Below are 22,484 nucleotides of genomic sequence, written 5' to 3'. Positions count from 1 at the left end.
CCGCAGAATGCTAAGGTTCTTCTCTGATTTTTGCGAAACATTCATGCATCAAATTGTCATACAAAGCGCTATGCTTATCCTCGATATTTCGCGCACCACCACAAGGAGTGGAACATGTCATCTGCACCCACTAATACCCATAAAACGTTTCTGGCGGATCTGGCGCGCCTGGTTGGCCCTTCGCATCTGCTGACCGACCCGGCAAAAACCCAACGCTACCGCAAAGGCTTCCGCTCCGGTCAGGGCGAGGCGCTGGCGGTTGTCTTTCCCGGCACCCTGCTGGAACTCTGGCGCGTGCTTAACGCCTGCGTAGACGCCGATAAAATTATTCTGATGCAGGCGGCCAACACCGGCCTGACCGAAGGTTCGACCCCCAACGGCAATGATTACGATCGCGAGATCGTGATTATCAGCACTCTGCGCCTGGATAAACTGCATCTGCTGGACAAAGGCGAGCAGGTGCTGGCCTGGCCCGGCACTACCCTCTATTCGCTGGAAAAAGCGCTCAAACCGCTGGGTCGCGAGCCGCACTCAGTGATCGGCTCGTCATGCATCGGCGCATCGGTGATCGGCGGGATCTGCAACAACTCCGGCGGTTCGCTGGTGCAGCGCGGGCCCGCCTATACCGAAATGTCGCTGTTCGCGCAGATTGACGCCGACGGCAAGCTGAAGCTGGTCAACCATCTGGGCATTGATCTCGGCAGCACGCCGGAGCAGATCCTCAGCCGCCTCGACGACGAGCGCATCAGCGATAGCGATGTGCTGCACGACGGCCGCCACGCCCACGATCACGACTATGTGACCCGCGTGCGCGATGTCGATGCCGACACCCCGGCGCGCTACAACGCCGACCCGGACCGCCTGTTCGAATCCTCCGGCTGCGCCGGCAAGCTGGCGGTTTTCGCCGCGCGTCTGGATACCTTCCCGGCGGAAAAACGCCAGCAGGTGTTTTACATTGGCACCAACCAGCCGCAGGTATTGACCGAGATCCGCCGCCATATCCTCGCCGAGTTCCAGCATCTGCCGGTGGCCGGGGAATATATGCACCGCGATATTTACGATATCGCCGAGAAGTATGGCAAAGACACCTTCCTGATGATCGACAAGCTCGGCACCGACAAAATGCCGTTCTTCTTCACCATGAAGGGGCGCACCGACGCGATGCTGGAGAAAGTCTCGCTGTTTAAGCCGCACTTTACCGACCGCTTTATGCAGAAGCTCGGCCACGTCTTCCCGGCGCACTTACCGGAGCGGATGAAAACCTGGCGTGATAAATATGAACATCATCTGCTGCTGAAGATGGCCGGGGATGGCATCGAAGAAGCGCAGCGCTGGCTGACGGAATACTTCCAGCAGGCCGAGGGGGATTTCTTCGCCTGTACGCCGGAGGAAGGCAGCAAGGCGTTTCTGCACCGCTTTGCCGCCGCCGGCGCGGCCATCCGCTATCAGGCGGTGCATGCTGACGAAGTGGAAGATATTCTGGCGCTGGATATCGCCTTGCGCCGCAACGATACCGAGTGGTTCGAACATCTGCCGCCGGAGATCGACAGCCAGCTGGTGCATAAGCTCTACTATGGCCACTTTATGTGCCATGTGTTCCATCAGGATTACATCGTCAAGAAAGGGGTCGACGCCCACGCTCTGAAAGAGCAGATGCTGGCGTTGCTGAAAGCGCGTGGCGCCCAGTACCCGGCGGAGCATAACGTGGGTCATCTGTATGAGGCCCCGGAGAGCCTGCAGCAGTTCTATCGCCAGAACGATCCGACCAACAGCATGAACCCGGGGATTGGTAAAACCAGTAAGCAGAAATACTGGGGTGAAGCGGCACCAACGCCGGTCTCCCCGGCAGATCCGCAATAATCAGCGGCAGGACTATTCAGCCTGGCGCTTCTGTATTACGCTGCACGCCGGAGAATGTCTCTCCGGCAGATTCAGGAGCGCCGCCATGCCCGCAGAGGCCCCGTTACTCGACAGTGATTTAGAAATTCGTGAAGCGCTGCCCGACGATGCGCACGCCATCGCCGCGCTGTATGTCTGGCACGTGCTCAATGGCCGCGCTTCCTTTGAAGAGATCCCCCCTACCGTTGACGAAATGCGTAAACGGATCAAAACCGTCCGCGATAACGGGCTGCCCTGGCTGGTGGCGCTGTGGCGCGGCGCCATCGTCGGCTACTGCTACGCCACCTTCTATCGGCCTCGTCCGGCCTATCGCTACACGCTTGAGGAATCGATCTACGTGGAATCCGGGATGGGCGGGCGCGGCATCGGCAGCGCGTTGCTGTCGCGGCTGATCGCCGAATGCGAGAAAGGCCCGTGGCGGCAGATGCTGGCGATCATTGGCGATGGCCATAACAATGCCGGTTCGCTGGCGATCCATAAAAAGTTTGGTTTTACCGTGGCGGGTCAACTGCGCAGCGTGGGCTACAAGATGGGCGACTGGCGAGATACGTTGATTATGCAGCGCGCGCTGGGTGACGGCGACTGGACGCTGCCGGAGTGATATCCGGCGTCAAATCCCCGGCTCGCGGCGTAAACGCCTTAGCCGGGCTACCGTTCAGCGCGGTTCCGTAGAGGCGTCAGCCGCCATCCGGCACAAACACCGGCACTCGGCCTGATTGCCCGGCGGCGCTGCGCTTGCCGGGCCTACGAAAGGGGCGAACCCGGCGCCAAATCACGTAGCCCGGATAAGGCGCAATGCGCCGCCATCCGGCACAAACGCGGCACGGTGTCGGGTATATTGCCCGGCGGCGCTGCGCTTGCCGGGCCTACGAAGGGGGCGAACCCGGTGCCAAATCACGTAGCCCGGATAAGGCGCAATGCGCCGCCATCCGGGGGACAGGCAGATTAATCGTTCTGCGCGGTCTGCGCGCCGCCTTTCAGCATCGCCTCCGCCATCTGCGCTTCGCGCTGCTTTTTATAGCTCAGCGCCGAGGCGGGTACCGGCATCACCTTCCCGGTTTCAATCCAGGTCCGCAAGCGGCTGGCGTCGGCGAAGTGGGTGTATTTACCGAAGGCATCCATCACCACCAGCGCCACCGGGCGTTGGTTAATCACCGTACGCATAATCAGGCAGTGGCCGGCAGCGTTGGTGAAGCCGGTTTTAGTCAGCTGGATATTCCAGTTATCGCGATACACCAGATGGTTGGTGTTGCGGAACGGCAGGCTGTAGGCCGGATGGGCGAAGGTAGCGGTCTCTTCTTTAGTGGTGCTCAGCTGGCCAATCAGCGGATACTGCTCGCTGGCGATCAGCAGTTTGGTCAGATCGCGGGCGGTGGAGACGTTATGCACCGACAGGCCCGTCGGCTCCACGTAGCGGGTATGAGTCATGCCCAGCGCCTGGGCTTTGGCGTTCATCGCGCGAATGAAGGCATCGTAGCCGCCTGGATAGTGATGCGCCAGGCTGGCGGCCGCGCGGTTCTCGGAAGACATCAGCGCCAGCAGCAGCATCGTGCGGCGGCTGATTTGGCTGTTGAGGCGCACGCGGGAGTAGATCCCCTTCATTTCCGGCGTATGGCTGATATCCACCGTCAGCATCTCATCCATCGGCAGATGGGCATCGAGCACCACCATGGCGGTCATCACTTTGGTGATTGACGCCATCGGGCGCACCAGATCCGGCTGGCTGGCATAGATGATTTTTTTGGTGGCCAGATCGACGATCATGGCGCTGCCGGAGGCGATATCCGGCTGCGAGGCGGCAACCGCCGCAGAGGTTTTTGCTAACGCCTGGGGCGCAAAAGGCACAGCCAGCAGCAAGGTCAGGCTGAGCAAAGAGACTCGAAATTTCGGCATCATGGGCATTCTGAAAAGTATTTTTGCACGTTATGGAACGTACGCCGCGAGGTTAAGTGGGCAACATCGCTGGCAAACGCCATCATACCGCGCCGTAAGGCCCTGTGCCTAATAAGAATCGTGAAGAAATGCTGCATTGCCGACACAAAATACATATTTGCCGGCAATGCATATTATCCAGTGACGTGCGATCAGAAGAGTCGGTAACCATACCCCCACAGTACCACGGTGATCGCCAGCAGCACTTCCAGTACCAGCACTCCGATGGCCAGCGTCGAACTGGCGAAGCTTAACCCCTCTTCCCGGTTAATGCTCAGGAAGGTCGGGATGCCCAGATAGAGCAGATAGCCGGTGTAAAACAGCGCGATGGTACCGATCAGCGCGCACAGCCAGACCAGCGGATAGAGCGCCACAATCCCGCTCAGGAACAGCGGCGTGGCCACATAGCCTGCAAACACCATGCAGCGTTTCAGCGAAGGCTGCTGCGGATACTGCCTGGCCATCCACCAGATAACCCGCCCCATGATCGCCACCCCGGCCAGCATCACGGCATAAAACAGTACCGCCAGCGCCAGACCGGTCAACATCGACAGTTTAATAACGGTGCCGTCGCCGAAGTTCCAGCCCAGCTGCGTGGTGCCGATAAAGGCGCACACCACCGGAACCGCCGCCATCAGCAGCACATGGTGCGTATAGTGATGAGAAATGGTTTCATTCTCGCTCTTAATCACGCTCATTTCCCGGTTGGGATGAGCGAAGAGCCCCCAGACATGGTTCATAGCGTCCCCCTTGTCACGGCTTCGTACTGCACTGATCCAAGTATAATTCACCCTGTAGATTATTTTGTGTACAGCGCAAAAAATCTGCGTCGCCGCGTTTTGGTCAGCAGGGTGTATGATTAACAGGTGATGAGATAAGGAGATAAGCTGTTTATGGATATCAATCACCTGATTTCCCAGTATGGCTACGCGGCGCTGATCGTCGGCAGCATGGCGGAAGGTGAGACCATTACCCTGCTGGGCGGCGTCGCAGCGCATCAGGGGTTACTGAAGTTTCCCCTGGTGGTGATCGCCGTCGCCCTCGGCGGGATGATTGGCGATCAGCTGCTCTATCTGGTCGGCCGCCGCTTCGGGGGACGCATTCTGCGCCGTTTCGCCAGCCAGAAGGCGCGAATACGTAAAGCGCAGCGCATGATCCAGCACCGGCCGTGGCTCTTTGTCATCGGCACCCGCTTTATGTATGGCTTCCGGGTAATCGGCCCCCTGCTGATCGGCGCCAGCCGCCTGCCGCCGCGCATTTTCCTGCCGTTGAATATTGTCGGAGCGCTGGTGTGGGCCCTGCTGTTTACCACCATTGGCTATCTCGGCGGCGAGGTGGTTGGCCCGTGGCTGCACCATCTGGACGCCCATCTGAAGCACTGGATCTGGCTGATCCTCGCGGTAGGACTGGTGGTCGCCGCCCACTGGTGGCTCAGGCGGCGAGAAAGGAAGAAGAAAGACTAAACGGCGCCCCCGCAGGCGCGCCGTTGCGCCGGTTATTTCACGCTCTGGTGATAGCCGCCGCCGAGAGCAGAAGTCAGCTGAATGCTGGCGTCAATCCACTGGCCGTGCAGGCGCAATGCGGTAATGCGCTCCTGCAGCGCCGGGAGCTTCGCCATACTGACTCTGGAGCCGGGTAAGATCCCCGCCGCCATTCGGGCCTGCGCCAGGTTCACCACCCGCTGGGCGTCTTTTTCAACCTGCTGCTGCTGCTGGCTTTTGGCCATCAGCGTCTCGACCTGGCTGGCGGTTTTCGCCACCTGGTTGACGGCATCCACCACCGCTTTGTTGTACTGCGCTATCGACAGGCTGTTCTGCGCGCTGGCGATATCCAGATTGGCATTGAGGCGGCCGCTGTCAAAGATCGGCAGCGTCAGTCCGGCGGTGACGCCCATCTGCTGCGCCGAGTGACGGAAAAGATCGCTTAAGTGCAGGGCATCCTGCTGCAGGAACGCCATCAGATTGATGTCGGGATAAAACGCCGCTTTCGCCGCGTCCACTTCGCTCAGCGATGCCTCAATGTACCAGTGAGCAACCTGCAGATCCGGGCGGCGCGCCAACAGCTCATAGCCGAGGGTATCAGGCAGCTGCGCGCTGACCGTCGGCAGGCTGACCGGTTTGAGGTTCAGCGACTGGCTCTGGCTGTTGGTCAGGGCCATCAGGCGCGCTTCAATCTCTTTCATCGCGCCCGCCACGTCCGCCAGCTGCTGGTCGGTTTTGCTGACGTTAATATCGTTCTCCGCCCCTTCGGCGGAGTTGGTGATCCCGCGCTGCAACAGGGCCTTGTCGACCGTCACGATATTATTTTGCTCACCCTTCACCTGCTGCAGCACTGCTTTAATCGCCGCTTCCGTCTGCCACTGCCAGTACAGGCGCGCCACGCTGCCAGAAAGCAATTCGCGGGTCTGGGCCTGCTCCGCCACCTGGGCTTTCAGCTCGCCGATGCGCGCTTTCACCAGCGCGCGGTTTTTACCCCACAGGTCCAGATCCCAGCCAGCGGTCAGGCCGAAGGTGCCGTTGGTGTACCACGGGCCGGTATTGCCGTCGGTGTCGGTGGCGAACGGCCCCATCAGGCCTTCGGCCGACATGCGCTGGCGTTCAACATCGGCGGAGAAATCCATCTCCGGGCCAAGATTCGCCTGCGACATTCGCGCCTGCGCTTCGGCAAGCCTGATGCGCTGTTCGGCAATTTGCATATCCGGCGCATTGGCGAGTGCGCGCTGAATCAGATTATCCAGTTGGGCATCGTGGTAGTCTTTCCACCAGTCGGTCTGCGGCCAGCCATTTTTCACGGCGGCAGGGAGATCCATGGAAACATGGGAGGCTGGAATTTGCTGCTGCGGCGGATTAGCAACCTCATGAGATGGCGCGCAGCCAGCCAGCGCGATGGCCAGGGGCAATGCCGCCAGCACGCTTTTATTTAATATCAATTTCATTAGACAGGTCAGATAACTTAATCAGGTTGGTTATCATAAGTTAATTGAATTAAACGCGTTTAGTAAAGCGTGTGACTAAATTATTAGTTAGCTAAAAATAAACAACCTTATCAATTCAAGGGATGAATATGAGTCAGAATATTTATGACGACCCGCAGTTTTTTGCCGGCTATGCGACCCTCGATCGCTCGGTGAAGGGACTGGATGGCGCACCGGAGTGGCCTTCCCTGCAGGCAATGTTGCCGCCGATAACCGGTTTGCGGGTGGTGGATCTCGGCTGCGGCTACGGCTGGTTTTGCCGCTGGGCACAGCAGCAGGGAGCCAGCCAGATAACCGGTTTTGATATCTCCCAGCGCATGCTGGCGCAGGCGCGGGAGATGACCCGCGGGGATGAGATTGTCTACCGCTGCGCCGATCTGCAAACCCTGACGCTGCCCGCCAACAGCTGCGATCTGGTCTACAGCTCGCTGGCGCTGCATTATTTACCGGACATTGCCCCGCTCTTCGCTACCCTGCAGCAGGCGCTGGTTCCCGGCGGCACCCTGGTCTTTTCCGCCGAACATCCCATCTATACCGCCCCCTTGCAGCAGGGCTGGCGGGTGGATGACCAGGGACAGAAAAGCTGGCCGGTCAGTCACTATCAGCAGGAGGGTGAGCGCGTCAGCAACTGGTTTGCCGAGGGCGTCATCAAGCAACATCGCAAGCTCTCAAGCTGGATAAACGCGCTTATCGCCGCGGGTTTTGTGCTGGAGCAGCTGGATGAGTGGGGTCCGAGCGCCGAACAGATTGTCCAACAGCCCGCCCTGGATGAAGAGAAAGAACGTCCGATGATCTTTTTACTGCGCGCGCGTAAACCGGGCTAATCCCCCGCCCGGCGATGGCCGGGCGGGCATCCTTTACGCTTTCAGGCTGGCGCCGCGGCTGGCAATCACCTCTTTATACCAGTCAAAACTCTTCTTCTTACTGCGCGCCAGGGTGCCGGTGCCGTCATCATGACGGTCGACATAGATAAAGCCATAGCGCTTCGACAGCTCCGCCTTCGAGGCGCTCACCAGGTCAATCGGCCCCCAGCTGGTAAAGCCCATCAGCTCAACGCCATCGTCAATGGCTTCCCGCGCCTGCACCAGATGGTCGTTCAGGTAACTGATGCGGTAGTCATCGTTAATGCTGCCATCGGCTTCCACCTTATCCTTGGCGCCCAGACCATTTTCCACGATAAACAGCGGCTTCTGATAGCGATCCCACAGCACGTTCAGCAGCGTACGCAGGCCCAGCGGGTCTATCTGCCAGCCCCACTCCGAGCTCGCCAGGTGCGGGTTCGGCACCATGCTGAGAATATTGCCGCGCGCCTGCTGGTTCAGCGCCTCGTCGGCGGTGACGCAGCCGGTCATGTAGTAGCTAAAGGAGATAAAGTCGACGGTGGTTTTCAGCGCCTCGCGATCGGCATCGGTAATGGTGAGCGTGATGCCGTTGTCGCGGAAAAAGCGCTGCATATAGCCCGGGTACGCGCCGCGCGCCTGCACGTCGCCAAAGAACTGCCAGCTGCGATTCTCCTGCAGCGTCTCAAACACATCTTCCGGTTTGCAGCTCAGGGGATACATCAGCCCGCCGAGCAGCATATTGCCGATTTTGCCCTCGGGCACCAGCTCGTGACAGGCTTTAACCGCCAGAGCGCTGGCCACCAGCTGGTGGTGAATCGCCTGATACACCTCGCCTTTGCTGCTGCCGGCCGGCAGGCCGACGCCGGTCATCGGAGCATGCAGCGACATATTGATTTCGTTAAAGGTCAGCCACAATTTGACCTTATTTTTATAGCGGCTGAACACCGTGCGGGCGTAGCGCTCAAAGAAACCAATCACCTCCCGGCTGCCCCAGCCGCCGTAGTTTTTTACCAGCGCCCACGGCATTTCATAATGCGACAGCGTCACCAGCGGGGTGATGTTGTGCTTCGCCATCTCGTCGAACAGCTTGTCGTAGAACGCGAGACCGGCTTCGTTGGGCTCGGCGTCATCGCCATTGGGATAGATGCGGGTCCAGGCGATGGACACCCGCAGGCAGTTAAAGCCCATCTCGGCGAACAGAGCGATATCTTCCGGGTAGCGATGGTAAAAATCGATCGCCACATCCTTAATACCGCTGTCGCCGGGTACGCGCTCGACCACCTCGCCGAACACGCCGTGCGGCTGCACATCGGAGGTGGATAAGCCTTTGCCCTCTTCCAGATAAGCCCCTTCCACCTGATTCGCCGCGGTCGCGCCGCCCCATAAAAAATCCGCCGGGAATGTTTTCATCTCTCTCTCCTGTGATTAATGGCTGACTGACAACAGCGGCTGGCCGGCTTCGACGGCGCTGGACGCCACCGTATCAATTTCCCGGTAGTCGTCGCTGTTGCTGATAATGATCGGGGTCGCCAGGTCGTAACCGGCATCCAGAATCGCCTGACGATCGAACTCGATCAGGAGATCGCCGGCCTGCACCCTGTCGCCCTCTTTGACATGTGCGGTAAACGGCACGCCGTCGAGTTTGACCGTGTCGATGCCGACGTGGATCAACAGCTCAATGCCGCTGTCGCTCTGCAGGCCGATGGCATGTTTAGTCTGAAACAGGGAAGCCACTTCGCCCGGGAACGGGGCAATCACTTGGCCCACCGCCGGGATAATGGCGACCCCTTTACCGAGCAGGCCGCTGGCGAAGGTGCTATCCGGCACCTGCTCGAGGGCGATAACGCTGCCGCTCATCGGCGCCAGAATATCGTTTGCCGAGGCCGGGGCTACCGTCACGGCGCCCGGTGCAGCGCTGGCGCGCGGCATGCCGGCGAAGAAGGTCAGCACGCAGGCAAGCACGAAAGCCACGCCGGTGCCGATAAGCCCGCCCCAGACGGTGGCGTCAATCCCGCCAGGCGGGATCATCTGCGCCGGGAAAAAGATATTCGGCACACCGAACGAGTAAGCATGGCTATTACTGAAGGCAGTGATCGCCCCGCCGATGGCGCCGGCGATACAGCCGAAGATAAACGGACGACGCAGCGGCAGGGTCAGACCGTAGATAGCCGGCTCGGTGATGCCAAACAGCCCGGCAGAGAAGGCGGAACCGGCCAGCATCCGCTGACGCGCATCGCGGGTGGCCAGCAAAATCCCCAGAACCGCCCCCACCTGGGCAATCACCGCCGGAAGAATAATCGGCAGCATGGAGTCGTGACCAAGTACCGTCATGTTGTTGATCATCAACGGCACCAGCCCCCAGTGCAGGCCAAAAATAACGCACACCTGCCACATGGCGCCCAGTACCGCGCCCGCCAGCCATGGGGCAAACGCATAAATGAACTGGTAGCCGTTGGCCAACAGATGGCTCAGCCAGGTGGCGACCGGGCCAATCACCAGGAAGGTGAGCGGGACCACCACCGCCAGGCAGATCGCCGGGGTGAAGAAGTTTTTCATTGATGACGGCAACAGCGCGTTGCTCTTGCGCTCCAGCCAGCAGCAGACCCACGAGGCGAGAATAATCGGGATCACTGACGAGCTGTAGTTGATAAAGGTCACCGGGATGCCGAGAAAGTGCTCCACCGCCGCGCCCGGCGCCTGGCTGGCCTCAAAGGCCTGAATCATCAGCGGGTGGGTTAACGCCCCGCCAATCACCATCGAGATAAACGGGTTGCCGCCAAACTTCTTCCCGGCGGTATAGCCAAGAAACAGCGGGAAGAAAAAGAACAGCGCGTCGCTGGCGGCAAACCAGATTTTATAAGTCCCCTGCTCCGGCGTAAGCCAGCCGCAGGTCACCGCCAGCGCCAGCAGGCCTTTCAGCAGACCGGTCGCCGCCATCACGCCGATAAACGGTGTAAAAATGCCGGAAATGATGTCGATAAGCTGGCTTAACACCGATCCTTTGGCCGCTTTTTCCCCGGCAACCGGTTCGCTGTCATCGCTTAACCCTGCCTCCTGGCGCACCGCCAGCCAGACGTCGTGAACGTGGTTGCCAATCACCACCTGAAACTGGCCGCCGCTCTCCACCACCATAATGACGCCCGGATTGGCCTTCAGCCCTTCGGCATCGGCTTTGCCGTTATCTTTCAGTTTAAAACGCAGACGTGTCGCGCAGTGAACCAGACTCACAATGTTCTCTTTGCCGCCGACGCGGTTGAGAATATCCTGCGCGAGTGCTTTATATTCCATGCTCTTTTCCTTACTGCCGCTGCCCGCAGACAACCGGCGACTGAGTAGTAAAAATAAAAAAACCCGAGAACCACGCCGGTGGGCGTCGCGCTCAGGTTTTGCCTGCATCATGCAGTAACAATCCAGTTTTGTTGGGGGAATTAACGCCCCTCTTTTCTTACCCGTTCGATATGAATGGCAAGAAACATAATCTCTTCGGTGGTCAGCGACCGCTGATACTGCTTTTGCAGATGCGTCGCCACCGTTTCCGCACACTTCCACGCTTTAGCGTAGTTATCTTTCACCGCGCTGTGCAGCGAGACGTCGTCATCTTCCACCACCGTGCGCGTCAGCATCCGCTGGGCGAAAAATTTCAGGTGGGTAACGAAACGCTGATAGCTCAGCGACTCTTCATCGTAATTCAGCTGCAGCTGATACTTCACCAGCTGCAGGATCTCCTGCATCACCCGGGTCACGTGCATGACCTCCGGCATTTCGCTGTTGAGCTGCGCCGTCACCAGATGCAGGGCGATAAATCCGGCTTCATCCTCCGCCAGCTCCACACCAAGCCTTTTGGCAATAATGGCCCTTGCCTCCTGACCCAGCGCGAACTCCTTCGGATACAGCCGCTTAATCTCCCACAGCAGCACGTTACGCAGTGCGATGCCCTTTTTCTGCCGCTCGATAGCAAAATGACAGTGATCCGTTAATGTGATGTACAAACTTTCCTGTAGCTTGCCCAGCCGCCCGCGTGCCAGGTCGATAATGCGATCGCAGGTGGTCATCACTTCTAACGGTATCTGACTGAGTAACTCACCTAAGCGGCCTACCAGTTCATCGCTCTGTAAGGCGAAGACTTTTTCAATTTTACTGTCGTCCAGCACGTCGCCCGGGCGTTTCTGAAAGGCCAGCCCTCGCCCCATCACCACCTGTTCGCGCCGGTGCTCGTCAAGAACCACCACCACATTGTTATTGAGTACTTTGGCGATTTGCATATAGACCCCAGAAACAAAAAAACCTGACCCCCGACGAAACGCCAGGTGATCAGGTTTTGCCTGCCGCAGCAGTTGCAATCCAACACCCGCACTGTAACAACTTCTGCTGCGCGCTCAACCTGACAAGTGAAAAAACGTGATTAAGATCGCGACTATCAGAAAGTCACCACCGTTTTCCACTCCACCACCCACGCGTCCTGGGTCTGCGCGACGCCGCCCGGACGGTGCCAGTACTGCAGGCCCGGCTGCAGCTCCAGCCAGGAGACCGGGCGGAAGCGATAATAGAGCTCGCCGTTCAGCGAATGACCGGCCACCGGCTGGTAAGCCGGATCGTTATAGGCGGTGACGCCGCTGAGTTGATTCATATAGCGCTGGTTACGTGCGTAGTGGCTGCTCATGTCGATCCACGTCAGACCAAAGCCAATCCAGTCCTCCGGGCGGGCGTCTAACAGCCCGCGGTAGCGCATGGAGGCGGCGACGGCGGAGTGGATATAGTTGCTGCGCTGGTCGCTGAGGCTGCCGCTCAGCGAAACGCTCATCCCCCGCAGCGGGTCGTCGGCGTGGCGGGTGATCTGCTGGTTCAGACCAGCGTACATAAACCAGGTGCTGTCGTGCTCGGCGTAGCCTTGCGGATCGGTCGCCCCGGCGCCGCCAGATTTGCCGCTGTAGAGGTCGGTTTGCGGCGCGTTGGTCCAGACCACACCCAGGTTATAGGCTCCCGGCAGGCCATTCATCAGCGGACGGGTTTCGATCTCCATCGGCAGTAAAATGCCTTTGCTGCCCTTCGTCGACCCGCTCCAGGCGTGACTGCGCGCGGTAGCCTGCGGGTTTTGCTCCATCACCCCGCCTTTCAGGGTGACCGTCGGCGTCAGCTTGTACTCCAGGGTGGTGCCCCAGGTGTGGATGTTCCAGTTATTCCAGGTCAGCGAGTTGGCCGATTTCCCACCGCACTGGGTCAGTAGCTGAAAATCGCAGGGAATGATCTGGTCGAAAGTTTGCACCTTGTTCATCATGCCGATGCGCCAGGTCAGGCGACGGTCGTCAAAGCTGCGGGCAAAGGTCAGCCAGCCGAGGCGGGTGATCGACCCGCCGCCCCAACTCTCCTGCGACAGATCGTTGAAACTCACCCGCGGATCCTGCAGCCGTTTCGTGGTGAGGTTATCATCGTGGTTACGGTTGACGATGTTGCCTTCGAGACGCGCATCCGGTATGCCGGTCCAGCGCTCCAGATCCTGGGTAAAGGTCAGCGCCACCTGGTCAATATAGGCCAGGTGTTTATCATGGTCGTAACCGCCGCCGGCGTTGTAGGCCATCTCGTTAAGATAGCCGAGATTATAATGAAAGCCGTTCTCTTCGAGGATCGGACGAATGCCCAGCATATCGCCCAGCAGCCCCTGCTGCCCGGCTTCGAACCCCAGCACGCTGCCGTTCCACGCCGGAGTTTCCGCGGCGCTCACGGCAGGCACCATTGCCGCCAGCGCCGCGCCGATCAAAAGCTGATTTATTTTTTTGTTATGCATTGTGATATCCACCGTGACTGAATAAAAACAAAGGGGATCCCCAGGCTATTTATTTACCTGTTTTCTTTTTAAAAAAATGAATGGCAAAGGGCGTCCGCCGGTAATAAAACCGCGACGATGCCAGAGAAAACGTTAATTACAACCTATTGTTTTACATAACCATTTTTTCACCATTGAATTTTAGCCAAAAAAAAACCTAAGCACTTTCCGCCACGAATGACGAAAGTGCTTAGGTTTTGCCTGGGTTCAGTAGCAATCCTGAATTGATTGACCGCACATTATCACTTTATTCAACTCATGCCTACCAGCAATAGGCAGGCAAGTAATAATATGTGAAGCAAATAACAGTATGGTGTTTAATAGCGGGCGATGGCCGCCGCTATTTCAGCAGACGTTTGCAGGGCGCGAATTTCATTAAACAGGGTCAGCGCCTCACTATATTCCTTGCGTAAATAGCCTAACCATTGCTTAATTCTCGCCACATGATACAGACCGGTGTCGCCCTGCTTTTCCAGGCGGGTATATTTTTGCAACAGCTGAACCACCTGCGGCCACGGCATGCGCGGTTCGTTGTATTTGATCACCCGGCTGAGGTTCGGTACGTTGAGCGCCCCGCGGCCAATCATCACCGAATCGCAGCCGGTGACGGCCATACAATCCTGGGCGCTTTGCCAGTCCCAGATCTCGCCGTTGGCCACCACCGGAATGGTCAGACGCTGGCGGATCTCACCGATCGCCTGCCAGTTAATGCGTTCGGCTTTGTAGCCATCTTCTTTGGTGCGGCCGTGAACCACCAGCTCGCTGGCCCCGGCCTGCTGCACCGCATCGGCGATTTCGAAGCGCCGTTCGCCGCTGTCCCAGCCGAGTCGCACCTTGACGGTCACCGGCAGATGATCGGGAACCGCTTCGCGCATGGCTTTCGCACCGCGATAGATCAGCTCCGGATCTTTCAGCAGCGTCGCCCCGCCGCCGCTGCCGTTCACCAGCTTAGACGGACAGCCGCAGTTTAAATCCACCCCCCACGACCCCAGCTCCACCGCGCGGGCGGCGTTTTCCGCCAGCCACTCGGGATATTGTCCCAGCAGCTGGACGCGCACGCGGGTGCCGGACGGCGTGCGGCTCTGATGATGCAGTTCCGGGCACAGCCTGTAGAACGATTTTACCGGCAGCAGTTGATCCACCACGCGCAGAAATTCGGTGATGCACAGATCGTAATCGTTAACCTCGGTCAGCAGCTCGCGCACCAGCGAATCGAGCACGCCTTCCATCGGCGCCAGTAGAACACGCATATCGTTATCCGGAAAAAAAAGAGGCGCTATGGTAGCGCCTCCAGGCATTGGTGGAAAGCGCTCAATGCGTCCGGCCTGCCGTACGCCATTCCCCGTTCGGCGAATGCGGCAAAGCGAGGAGATAATCTCTATGCTTTACAGGAGTCTGCGGCGTCTCATGCCGCCTTTATTTGCCGCGCCTCGTTCAAAAAGGTAGCGTGGGACTCCATATACCCTTAGCTGCGAGCTGTCGGGTCCTGCCGGGAGAGGCTATTGTTCCCGTACGCTATCAGCGCTATGCGTAGAATTCATGATGTGATCGGTAGCACATTTTAGGGATTAATTGTATGATGAATGCACTTCATCAAGGGTTATTACCATGAGTAAATCGCTGACTATTATCTGGCAGTACCTGCGGGCCTTCGTCCTGATTTACGCCTGCTTATACGCCGGAATTTTTATCGCCGGACTGCTGCCCATCACTATCCCCGGCAGCATCATCGGCATGCTGATCCTCTTCGTGCTGCTGGCGCTGCAAATTATGCCGCCGCAGTGGGTCAATCCTGGCTGCAATATCCTGATCCGCTATATGGCGCTATTGTTCGTGCCCATCGGCGTCGGCGTGATGCAATACTGGGATCTGCTGCGCGCCCAGCTGGGGCCAGTCGTCATCTCCTGCGCCATCAGCACGATGGTGGTGTTTGTGGTGGTGAGCTGGAGCTCTCACCTGGTGCATGGCGAACGTAAAGTGATTGGGCAAAAGGAAAAGAAAAATGATGCATGAAATCTGGTGGTCGCTGCCGCTAACCCTGATCGTCTTTTTTCTCGCCCGCAGGCTGGCCGCCCGCTTTAAGTTCCCGCTGCTCAACCCGCTGCTGGTGGCGATGGTAGTTATAATTCCGTTTCTGCTGCTGACCGGGATCTCCTATGAGCGTTATTTTGCCGGCAGCAAAGTCCTGAACGATCTGCTGCAGCCGGCGGTGGTCGCGCTGGCCTTTCCACTGTATGAGCAACTGCACCAGATCCGCGCGCGCTGGAAATCAATCATCACCATCTGCTTTATCGGCAGCTGCGTGGCGATGATCACCGGTACTACCGTCGCCCTGCTGATGGGCGCCACGCCGCAAATCGCCGCCTCTATTCTGCCTAAGTCAGTCACTACGCCAATTGCCATGGCGGTCAGCGGCAGCATCGGCGGTATTCCGGCCATCAGCGCCGTGTGCGTGATTTTTGTCGGCATCCTCGGCGCGGTATTCGGCCATACGCTGCTTAACCTGATGCGCATTCGCACCAAAGCGTCACGCGGCCTGTCAATGGGTACCGCCTCGCACGCCCTCGGCACTGCCCGCTGTGCGGAACTGGACTACCAGGAAGGGGCGTTTAGCTCGCTGGCGCTGGTGCTGTGCGGGATCATCACCTCGTTGATGGCACCGTTCTTATTTCCGCTGATCCTCGCGGTGGTGGGATAAATTGTGATTTAAATCACATTTTTTAATGCAACAAATCAAAGTTGCATAAACAATGAGATATTCATCACATATGAGACTGCTGGACGCCCGTACACTGGCTTCCCATTACATTGTTATGAGGCAACGCTATGCACTCACGTTTTCAAGCTGCTTTGACGACTCTGGCAGCAGACCTGCAGGCGGCCATCGCCCCGATGCTCGCCGACCCGCACTTCCCGGCGCTGCTCGAAGCCGATCAGGTGGCGACGCTGCAGCAGGCGACAGGTCTGGACGAAGACGCGCTGGCCTTTGCGCTACTGCCGCTTGCTGCCGCCTGCGCGCGCGCCGACCTTTCTCATTTTAACGTCGGGGCGATCGCCCGCGGCGTCAGCGGCCGCTGGTACTTTGGCGGCAATATGGAATTTCTCGGCGCGACCATGCAGCAGACCGTTCACGCCGAACAGAGCGCCATCAGCCACGCCTGGCTGCGCGGCGAGACCTCCCTGCGCGCTATTACGGTGAACTACACGCCGTGCGGCCATTGCCGTCAGTTTATGAACGAACTGAACAGCGGACTGGCGCTGCGCATTCATCTGCCGGGCCGCGAAGCGCATGCCCTGGAGCACTATCTGCCGGACGCCTTTGGTCCGAAAGATCTGGAGATAAAAACCCTGTTGATGGATGCACAGGACCATGGCTACCCGGTGAGCGGCGATGCCCTGACCCAGGCAGCCATTCAGGCCGCCAACCGCTGCCATGCGCCCTACAGCCACTCGCCCTCCGGCGTGGCGCTGGAGCTGAAAGACGGCACCATTTTCAGCGGCAGCTATGCGGAAAACGCGGCGTTCAATCCGACGCTGCCGCCGCTGCAGGGGGCGCTGAATCTCCTGAGCCTCAACGGCTATGATTATCCCGCTATCCAGCGGGCAATCCTCGCGGAGAAAGCCGACGCGGCGCTGATCCAGTGGGATGCCACCGTCGCCACCCTGAAGGCGCTGGGCTGCCAGAATATCGAGCGCGTCCTGTTAGGTTGATCAGCCTGAGCAGATTGCCGGATGACGGTTTCGCCTTATCCGGCCGACCTGATATACCGAGATGTTGTCGGGTGGCGCTACGCTTACCCGACCTACGGTTCGCGCCATGGCGAGCTGAAGATCTCTATGCCGGGTGTCGGCTCACGCCTTACCCGACCTGCGTTCGGCGATCTGTCTATATTGCTGAAAATCCCCGCAATCAAACGCGGGTTTCTTGCGCTTACCCGGCGGGTAAAGTAGCCTGAAGACTCCGTTGTCTATTATTGAGCCAAGTTCATGTTAAAGCGTGTGTTCTACAGCCTGTTAGTCCTGCTCGGCCTGCTGCTGTTGACCGTGCTGGGCCTTGACCGCTGGATGAGCTGGAAAACCGCGCCCTATATCTATGATGAGCTGCAGGACCTGCCCTACCGTCAGGTCGGCGTGGTGCTGGGCACCGCCAAATATTACCGCACCGGCGTCATCAATCAGTATTACCGCTACCGCATCCAGGGCGCGCTGAACGCCTACAACAGCGGCAAGGTCAACTATCTGCTGCTGAGCGGCGATAATGCTCTGCAAAGCTACAATGAACCGATGACCATGCGTCGGGACCTGATTAAAGGCGGCGTCGATCCTGCCGATATCGTGCTGGACTATGCCGGCTTCCGTACGCTCGACTCGATTGTCCGCACCCGCAAAGTGTTCGACACCAACGACTTCATTATCATCACCCAGCGCTTCCACTGCGAACGGGCGCTGTTTATCGCCCTGCATATGGGGATCCAGGCCCAGTGCTACGCGGTGCCGTCGCCGAAGGATATGTGGAGCGTGCGGCTGCGCGAGTTCGGCGCCCGCTTTGGCGCGCTGGCGGACCTCTATATCTTCAAACGGGAACCGCGCTTTCTCGGCCCTCTCATCCCGATTCCGGCTCAACAGCATGACGTACCGGATGACGCCCAGTCCTACCCGGCAGTCACTCCGGAGCAGCTGCTGGAACTGCAGAAAAACACAAAACCCGCCAATGAGTGATATAAGATGCATTAATCATGCGATGCCAAAACAATGCGTATTATAAGTAACGTTAATTGCATGAATGCTCTTTAATGAGTAATATTTCACTCATCATCCTTTTTGGAGGGCGAGATGGAAACATTAACGGTACAAGCCTTTCTCAATGCGGAGTGGCAAGACATTGCGTTGATAAAATTCCCCGGTAGTGAGCAAGGGGACTGGTTTACAACACAAATCGACTATCTTACCGATTACGCCATCGACTTTCTGGAACGCGATGACTATCACGCCGTGTCGCTCAACCATCCCGTTTCGCTTTATTTTGAGGATCACGGAAATCCTGGATGGTTAAGATTTATAGACGATATCATTCCAGGCGGCGCCAGCCGACGTTACTGGGTTAACTTTTTAGATATCAGTGAACTTCCTCAGGGCCAGCAGAATTTCATCTTGCTCAAATTCGGCACGATGTCGCCAGTGGGAAATTTACGCATTAAAACCTCGGTGCCGGACTGGGACAGTCTGGCAAGCAGTAAAACGTTCTCTGTCACTGATGTCATGAATCGTGCCAGTGATTTTCTCGACTATGACCAGGAACGAGGAGCCGCAGCAGGAGGGGCTACATTATCCCTCTCTCTGGTTGCCGCGATTTGATATCAGAAGAGACGGTGATGGCCGGATAATGAGATTGGGAATGGAGTCAGTCTATTCTCTGTTACAAAAAGCGCCAGCGACGATACTTGATCATGAAACCACGCTGCGGATCCTGATCGAAAAGATCACATCCAGTAATATGGTAAGAGTTCAGAATTATCGCTTTGATGTTCAAGGTTTTATCATCGATTGGGTACGTCGAGACTTATTAAACATTATTTTTGGCAATAGTGATAACCATGGACGTAATACTGCATTTATGAAAGCAGATAATGAAATTACCCTTGCGCCAATCTACGATTTTGCACCAATGAAAGCCGACCCGGAAGGTATACCGCGTACGATGAAGTGGTCATTAGCCTGCGAATCAGGAGGCGAATACAACTTTGGCGCCATCGCACAAGCTTTGGCTGAATGGATCGCCCCTGACACATTGCTTAATGCTTTAAGAGAAACCGCATCTCAACTCGTTGATTTACCGGCCCGTCTTAAAGCACGCGGCGTTCCTGTTCAGATTCTGGAAATGCCATCCATTGGTTTTAAATTTATACCTGACAAACTCGCTCGCTGGGGGCTGTTATGAAGACCCTGAATAAAAAAGAAACAGAAATCCAAAATACCTTAGCCAGGCTGCGGGCGGATAACCCACCATCCCTACCCGCCACCGGGGTAACGGCTACGGAAAAAAAAGCTCGTTCAGAGATAAGCAGACAACGCGTCTCGGCTGGTTTAAAAAAAGTCAAAACGGTCGATCGTCAGGCGGTCATTCACGCCATTATCCATGACATCATGCTAGGCGCCATCAGCCAGGGAGAGGCCCTGAAAAAACTGAGAGTAGAAGTTCTGGGTTTACGCCAGGATGAATATGCCCGGCTAGTGGATGTCTCTCGTAAGACCTTATCTGATGTGGAAAATGATAAAGGCAATTATTCTGCCGAGATCATTAATAAAATCTATAAGCCGTTTGGCCTTGAAACAGGACTCGTCCCTATTTCTAAAACACTTATTTCTTCTCTATTTAAATAGTAAAAACCCGCGCCAGGCGCGGGTTTTTGATGCGTTCAATCTTATTTCTTACGGGCGTATTTCAGGGAGTCCAGCGCCACGGCGAAGATAATAATCGCCCCCTTAATAATGTACTGCCAGTAAGGGTTGACGCCGATATAGGTCAGGCCGTAGTTGATGACGGTGAAGATAATCACCCCGGTCACCACGCCGAATACGGTCCCTACCCCGCCGCTGAACGAAACGCCGCCCACCACGCAGGCGGCGATGGCGTCCAGTTCGTACATAAAGCCGAGGTTATTGGTCGCCGAGCCGATACGCCCGGCTTCCAGCAGGCCGCCGAAGGCGTAAAACACGCCGGAGAGGGCATAGATCATCAGCAGGTTCAACGCCACGTTAACCCCGGAGACTTTCGCCGCTTCCGGGTTACCGCCGATAGCGAAGATGTTTTTACCAAAGCGCGTCTTGTTCCACAGGATCCAGACAAAGAAGACGGCAATCAGCGCGTAGAAGGTAATGTAGGACAGGCGGAACGAGCCCAGCGCCACAAACCCCTGGGCAAAATGGGAGAAGTGGCTGTCAAAACCGGAGATCGGCGACGCGCCCACGAAGTCGTAGTACAGCGAGTTAATGCCGTACACGATGATCATAGTGCCGAGGGTGGTAATAAACGGCGTCACGTTCAGGTAGGCGATGACGATCCCGTTAATCAGGCCGATGACCGCCCCGATGGCGCACACCAGCAGGATCACCAACGGGATCGGCATGGTCGCCATATCCGGGAACACCTTGTTGGCATTATCCACCGCCTGCAGCATGGTGGCGGCAATGACCGCCGCCAGTCCCACCTGACGGCCGGCGGAGAGGTCGGTCCCCTGCGTGACGATAAGTCCGGCCACGCCCAGGGCAATAATAATACGCACCGAAGACTGGGTCAGAATATTACTCAGGTTGAGCAGACTTAAAAATGTCGGATCCTGGAAAATAATAATGGCCAACAGGACCAGAAGGACGACATAGATCCCACCCTCTTTCAGGTAAGTGAGAAAACTCTTTTTATTTAACGCACTCATGTGAAGCCCCTGATCTTAAAGGTGCAATGACGCAAGACGCAGTATTTCGTTTTGCGTGGTGGTTTTAGTCTCTACAATGCCCGCGACAAGGCCATTGCTCATCACCAGAATGCGGTCGGTAATCCCCAGCAGTTCCGGCATTTCGGAAGAAATAATAATGATCCCTTTGTCTTTTTTAGCCAGCTCGGCAATCAGCTGGTAGATCTCGAATTTGGCGCCGACGTCGATACCGCGCGTTGGCTCATCCAGCATCAGGATCTCCGGCTGGGTCAGCAGCCAGCGGCCTATAATGACCTTTTGCTGGTTACCACCGGAAAGCGAACCGATCTGCGTATGCTGGCCGGGGGTTTTAACGCGCATCGAGTCAATAACCCACTGGGTGTCGCTCTTCATTCGCGAGTTATCCAGCAAGCCGATGCTGTTTTTATATTTCTTAATATTGGAGATCAGCGAGTTAAAACCGATATCCAGATAGGCATAAATCCCGGTGGAGCGCCGCTCCTCGGTCACCAGTGCAAAACCGTGGTTAATCGCCTCGTTGGCGCTGTGGTTGTTGATCTTCTTACCGTGCAGGGTGATGGTGCCGCTGGCCTTCTCACGGATCCCGAACAGGGTCTCCACGATGTCGGTGCGTTTAGCGCCTACCAGGCCGGCGATACCGAGAATTTCGCCCTTATGCAGATCAAAGGAGACATCGCGAATGGAGGGTTGACGCAGCGAGGTGAGATTGCGCACCTGGAGGATCACTTCTCCCGGGGTATTTTCGCGATCCGGAAAACGCTGGTTGAGCGAGCGCCCGACCATCATGGCGATGATCTTGTCCATATCCAGCCCTTCCAGCGGCTGAGTGGCGATCCACTGGCCGTCGCGCAGGATGGTTATTTCATCGCACAGCTGGAAAATTTCTTCCATTTTATGCGAGATATAGACGATACCGCAGCCGCGATCTTTCAGCTTGCGGATGATCTTAAACAGATGGTTGACCTCTTTTTCCGTCAGCGATGACGTCGGTTCGTCCATGATGACGATTTTGGCGTCATAGGAAAACGCCTTAGCGATCTCAATCATCTGCATCTGGGATACCGATAAGGTACCGACGCGGGCGCGCGGGTCGATATCAATATCCAGCTCATCAAAAATGGCCTTGGTATCCCGGTACATTTTGTCCTGATCGACAAACATGCCTTTGGTGGGATAGCGTCCGAGCCACATGTTATCCATGACTGAACGCTGTAATACCAGGTTTAATTCCTGATGCACCATCGATATACCGTTTTCCAGGGCTTCTTTCGCCGAATGGAAATCGATCTCTTTTCCCTGAAAAAGAATGCTACCGGAATCTTTTTGATAGATCCCAAAAAGGCATTTTAATAATGTCGATTTGCCGGCGCCGTTCTCACCCATTAACGCATGAATGGAGTGCGGACGAACCTTCAGGTTGACATTATCAAGAGCCTTGACGCCAGGAAACGATTTGTTGATGTTGGTCATTTCCAACAAATATTCGCCTGACCGTTCGCTATTATTGCTGACCATAGTTATACCTGGCTGCGTTCATGCACGCCCCGTCCGGCGCAATAACG

At 57.0% G+C, this 22,484-nt stretch carries 19 protein-coding genes and 1 pseudogene; 10 read left to right on the top strand and 10 right to left on the bottom strand.

The window, feature by feature from the left end:
* The first annotated feature begins 114 nt into the window (after positions 1 to 114).
* Complete coding sequence (gene dld / locus DTA24_RS08990; RefSeq protein ID WP_008804046.1) at positions 115 to 1,860, top strand: D-lactate dehydrogenase; 1,746 nt, start codon at positions 115 to 117, stop codon at positions 1,858 to 1,860.
* Positions 1,861 to 1,945: 85 nt separating this feature from the next.
* Positions 1,946 to 2,500, top strand: a complete 555-nt coding sequence (locus DTA24_RS08985) for a GNAT family N-acetyltransferase (protein WP_008804045.1) — start codon at positions 1,946 to 1,948, stop codon at positions 2,498 to 2,500.
* Positions 2,501 to 2,844: 344 nt separating this feature from the next.
* Here DTA24_RS08985 and pbpG read toward each other — a convergent pair whose 3' ends face one another.
* Both pbpG and DTA24_RS08975 read right to left on the bottom strand, forming a co-directional pair.
* Positions 2,845 to 3,795: a D-alanyl-D-alanine endopeptidase gene (gene pbpG, locus DTA24_RS08980; protein ID WP_008804044.1), complete on the bottom strand. Its 951-nt coding sequence runs from the start codon at positions 3,793 to 3,795 to the stop codon at positions 2,845 to 2,847.
* Positions 3,796 to 3,983: 188 nt separating this feature from the next.
* The gene (locus DTA24_RS08975) at positions 3,984 to 4,571 is read right to left on the bottom strand and encodes a Yip1 family protein (RefSeq protein ID WP_008804043.1); all 588 of its coding nucleotides are present in this window, start codon (positions 4,569 to 4,571) and stop codon (positions 3,984 to 3,986) included.
* Positions 4,572 to 4,724: 153 nt separating this feature from the next.
* Here DTA24_RS08975 and DTA24_RS08970 point away from each other — a divergent pair, with 153 nt between their 5' ends.
* Positions 4,725 to 5,294: a DedA family protein gene (locus DTA24_RS08970; RefSeq protein ID WP_008804042.1), complete on the top strand. Its 570-nt coding sequence runs from the start codon at positions 4,725 to 4,727 to the stop codon at positions 5,292 to 5,294.
* Between the two features lie 32 nt (positions 5,295 to 5,326).
* Here the strand turns inward: DTA24_RS08970 and mdtQ are convergent, their stop codons facing one another.
* Positions 5,327 to 6,766: a multidrug resistance outer membrane protein MdtQ gene (gene mdtQ, locus DTA24_RS08965; RefSeq protein ID WP_110185118.1), complete on the bottom strand. Its 1,440-nt coding sequence runs from the start codon at positions 6,764 to 6,766 to the stop codon at positions 5,327 to 5,329.
* Between the two features lie 128 nt (positions 6,767 to 6,894).
* Here mdtQ and DTA24_RS08960 point away from each other — a divergent pair, with 128 nt between their 5' ends.
* Entirely contained in the window at positions 6,895 to 7,629 is a 735-nt protein-coding gene (locus DTA24_RS08960) for a class I SAM-dependent methyltransferase (RefSeq protein WP_008804040.1), read from the top strand.
* A 33-nt stretch (positions 7,630 to 7,662) separates the two neighbouring features.
* On the opposite strand, the gene DTA24_RS08955 is transcribed toward DTA24_RS08960, so the two are convergent.
* The 5 genes from DTA24_RS08955 to dusC form a co-directional block, all read right to left on the bottom strand.
* Positions 7,663 to 9,057 (bottom strand): glycoside hydrolase family 1 protein, encoded by a 1,395-nt coding sequence (locus DTA24_RS08955; RefSeq protein ID WP_016161545.1) that lies wholly within the window; start codon positions 9,055 to 9,057, stop codon positions 7,663 to 7,665.
* Positions 9,058 to 9,072: 15 nt separating this feature from the next.
* Positions 9,073 to 11,046: a PTS beta-glucoside transporter subunit IIABC gene (gene bglF / locus DTA24_RS08950; RefSeq protein WP_162542789.1), complete on the bottom strand. Its 1,974-nt coding sequence runs from the start codon at positions 11,044 to 11,046 to the stop codon at positions 9,073 to 9,075.
* Positions 11,047 to 11,075: 29 nt separating this feature from the next.
* Complete coding sequence (gene bglG, locus DTA24_RS08945) at positions 11,076 to 11,909, bottom strand: transcriptional antiterminator BglG (protein WP_002912842.1); 834 nt, start codon at positions 11,907 to 11,909, stop codon at positions 11,076 to 11,078.
* A 155-nt stretch (positions 11,910 to 12,064) separates the two neighbouring features.
* A complete protein-coding gene (locus tag DTA24_RS08940) occupies positions 12,065 to 13,429 on the bottom strand; it encodes a carbohydrate porin (protein WP_117130720.1) in 1,365 nt (454 codons plus the stop codon).
* A 356-nt stretch (positions 13,430 to 13,785) separates the two neighbouring features.
* Positions 13,786 to 14,718 carry a tRNA dihydrouridine(16) synthase DusC gene (gene dusC, locus DTA24_RS08935; RefSeq protein ID WP_012541036.1) on the bottom strand — a complete coding sequence of 311 codons (933 nt, stop codon included), beginning with the start codon at positions 14,716 to 14,718 and terminating at the stop codon, positions 13,786 to 13,788.
* 358 nt (positions 14,719 to 15,076) lie between these two features.
* Between dusC and DTA24_RS08930 the strand changes: the two genes are divergently transcribed.
* The 6 genes and pseudogenes from DTA24_RS08930 to DTA24_RS08900 all read left to right on the top strand — a co-directional run bounded on the left by DTA24_RS08930 (position 15,077) and on the right by DTA24_RS08900 (position 19,849).
* The gene (locus DTA24_RS08930; protein WP_023340543.1) at positions 15,077 to 15,481 is read left to right on the top strand and encodes a CidA/LrgA family protein; all 405 of its coding nucleotides are present in this window, start codon (positions 15,077 to 15,079) and stop codon (positions 15,479 to 15,481) included.
* Positions 15,471 to 16,166 carry a CidB/LrgB family autolysis modulator gene (locus DTA24_RS08925; RefSeq protein WP_008804035.1) on the top strand — a complete coding sequence of 232 codons (696 nt, stop codon included), beginning with the start codon at positions 15,471 to 15,473 and terminating at the stop codon, positions 16,164 to 16,166. The genes DTA24_RS08930 and DTA24_RS08925 overlap by 11 nt, the downstream gene beginning before the upstream one ends.
* A gap of 128 nt (positions 16,167 to 16,294) precedes the next feature.
* Positions 16,295 to 17,179, top strand: a complete 885-nt coding sequence (gene cdd / locus DTA24_RS08920) for a cytidine deaminase (RefSeq protein WP_012967554.1) — start codon at positions 16,295 to 16,297, stop codon at positions 17,177 to 17,179.
* Positions 17,180 to 17,455: 276 nt separating this feature from the next.
* Positions 17,456 to 18,187 carry an outer membrane permeability protein SanA gene (sanA, locus tag DTA24_RS08910; RefSeq protein ID WP_008804033.1) on the top strand — a complete coding sequence of 244 codons (732 nt, stop codon included), beginning with the start codon at positions 17,456 to 17,458 and terminating at the stop codon, positions 18,185 to 18,187.
* A gap of 114 nt (positions 18,188 to 18,301) precedes the next feature.
* A pseudogene (locus DTA24_RS29055) lies at positions 18,302 to 19,406 on the top strand (HipA domain-containing protein).
* Positions 19,403 to 19,849: a helix-turn-helix transcriptional regulator gene (locus tag DTA24_RS08900; protein WP_012541033.1), complete on the top strand. Its 447-nt coding sequence runs from the start codon at positions 19,403 to 19,405 to the stop codon at positions 19,847 to 19,849. Before DTA24_RS29055 ends, DTA24_RS08900 begins: the two are co-directional and overlap by 4 nt.
* Positions 19,850 to 19,890: 41 nt before the next feature.
* Here the strand turns inward: DTA24_RS08900 and mglC are convergent, their stop codons facing one another.
* Positions 19,891 to 20,901 (bottom strand): galactose/methyl galactoside ABC transporter permease MglC, encoded by a 1,011-nt coding sequence (gene mglC / locus DTA24_RS08895; protein WP_002912871.1) that lies wholly within the window; start codon positions 20,899 to 20,901, stop codon positions 19,891 to 19,893.
* 15 nt (positions 20,902 to 20,916) lie between these two features.
* A complete protein-coding gene (gene mglA, locus DTA24_RS08890) occupies positions 20,917 to 22,437 on the bottom strand; it encodes a galactose/methyl galactoside ABC transporter ATP-binding protein MglA (RefSeq protein ID WP_008804029.1) in 1,521 nt (506 codons plus the stop codon).
* Positions 22,438 to 22,484: the final 47 nt, after the last annotated feature.

The sequence above is a fragment of the Klebsiella sp. P1CD1 genome, from assembly GCF_003790505.1.
Taxonomy (GTDB): domain Bacteria; phylum Pseudomonadota; class Gammaproteobacteria; order Enterobacterales; family Enterobacteriaceae; genus Klebsiella; species Klebsiella variicola.
This window is presented reverse-complemented; position numbering and strand designations above follow the sequence as displayed.

What these genes read in the sequence shown, in the direction of transcription:
- DTA24_RS08955 (WP_016161545.1), bottom strand. Translation starts at nt 9,057, where the DNA reads ATGAAAACATTCCCGGCGGATTTTTTATGGGGCGGCGCGACCGCGGCG.
- mdtQ (WP_110185118.1), bottom strand. Translation starts at nt 6,766, where the DNA reads ATGAAATTGATATTAAATAAAAGCGTGCTGGCGGCATTGCCCCTGGCC.
- DTA24_RS08940 (WP_117130720.1), bottom strand. Translation starts at nt 13,429, where the DNA reads ATGCATAACAAAAAAATAAATCAGCTTTTGATCGGCGCGGCGCTGGCG.
- DTA24_RS08960 (WP_008804040.1), top strand. Translation starts at nt 6,895, where the DNA reads ATGAGTCAGAATATTTATGACGACCCGCAGTTTTTTGCCGGCTATGCG.
- DTA24_RS08985 (WP_008804045.1), top strand. Translation starts at nt 1,946, where the DNA reads ATGCCCGCAGAGGCCCCGTTACTCGACAGTGATTTAGAAATTCGTGAA.
- dusC (WP_012541036.1), bottom strand. Translation starts at nt 14,718, where the DNA reads ATGCGTGTTCTACTGGCGCCGATGGAAGGCGTGCTCGATTCGCTGGTG.
- dld (WP_008804046.1), top strand. Translation starts at nt 115, where the DNA reads ATGTCATCTGCACCCACTAATACCCATAAAACGTTTCTGGCGGATCTG.
- sanA (WP_008804033.1), top strand. Translation starts at nt 17,456, where the DNA reads ATGTTAAAGCGTGTGTTCTACAGCCTGTTAGTCCTGCTCGGCCTGCTG.
- DTA24_RS08925 (WP_008804035.1), top strand. Translation starts at nt 15,471, where the DNA reads ATGATGCATGAAATCTGGTGGTCGCTGCCGCTAACCCTGATCGTCTTT.
- DTA24_RS08975 (WP_008804043.1), bottom strand. Translation starts at nt 4,571, where the DNA reads ATGAACCATGTCTGGGGGCTCTTCGCTCATCCCAACCGGGAAATGAGC.
- DTA24_RS08930 (WP_023340543.1), top strand. Translation starts at nt 15,077, where the DNA reads ATGAGTAAATCGCTGACTATTATCTGGCAGTACCTGCGGGCCTTCGTC.
- bglF (WP_162542789.1), bottom strand. Translation starts at nt 11,046, where the DNA reads ATGATGCAGGCAAAACCTGAGCGCGACGCCCACCGGCGTGGTTCTCGG.
- mglA (WP_008804029.1), bottom strand. Translation starts at nt 22,437, where the DNA reads ATGGTCAGCAATAATAGCGAACGGTCAGGCGAATATTTGTTGGAAATG.
- cdd (WP_012967554.1), top strand. Translation starts at nt 16,295, where the DNA reads ATGCACTCACGTTTTCAAGCTGCTTTGACGACTCTGGCAGCAGACCTG.
- pbpG (WP_008804044.1), bottom strand. Translation starts at nt 3,795, where the DNA reads ATGATGCCGAAATTTCGAGTCTCTTTGCTCAGCCTGACCTTGCTGCTG.
- bglG (WP_002912842.1), bottom strand. Translation starts at nt 11,909, where the DNA reads ATGCAAATCGCCAAAGTACTCAATAACAATGTGGTGGTGGTTCTTGAC.
- mglC (WP_002912871.1), bottom strand. Translation starts at nt 20,901, where the DNA reads ATGAGTGCGTTAAATAAAAAGAGTTTTCTCACTTACCTGAAAGAGGGT.
- DTA24_RS08970 (WP_008804042.1), top strand. Translation starts at nt 4,725, where the DNA reads ATGGATATCAATCACCTGATTTCCCAGTATGGCTACGCGGCGCTGATC.
- DTA24_RS08900 (WP_012541033.1), top strand. Translation starts at nt 19,403, where the DNA reads ATGAAGACCCTGAATAAAAAAGAAACAGAAATCCAAAATACCTTAGCC.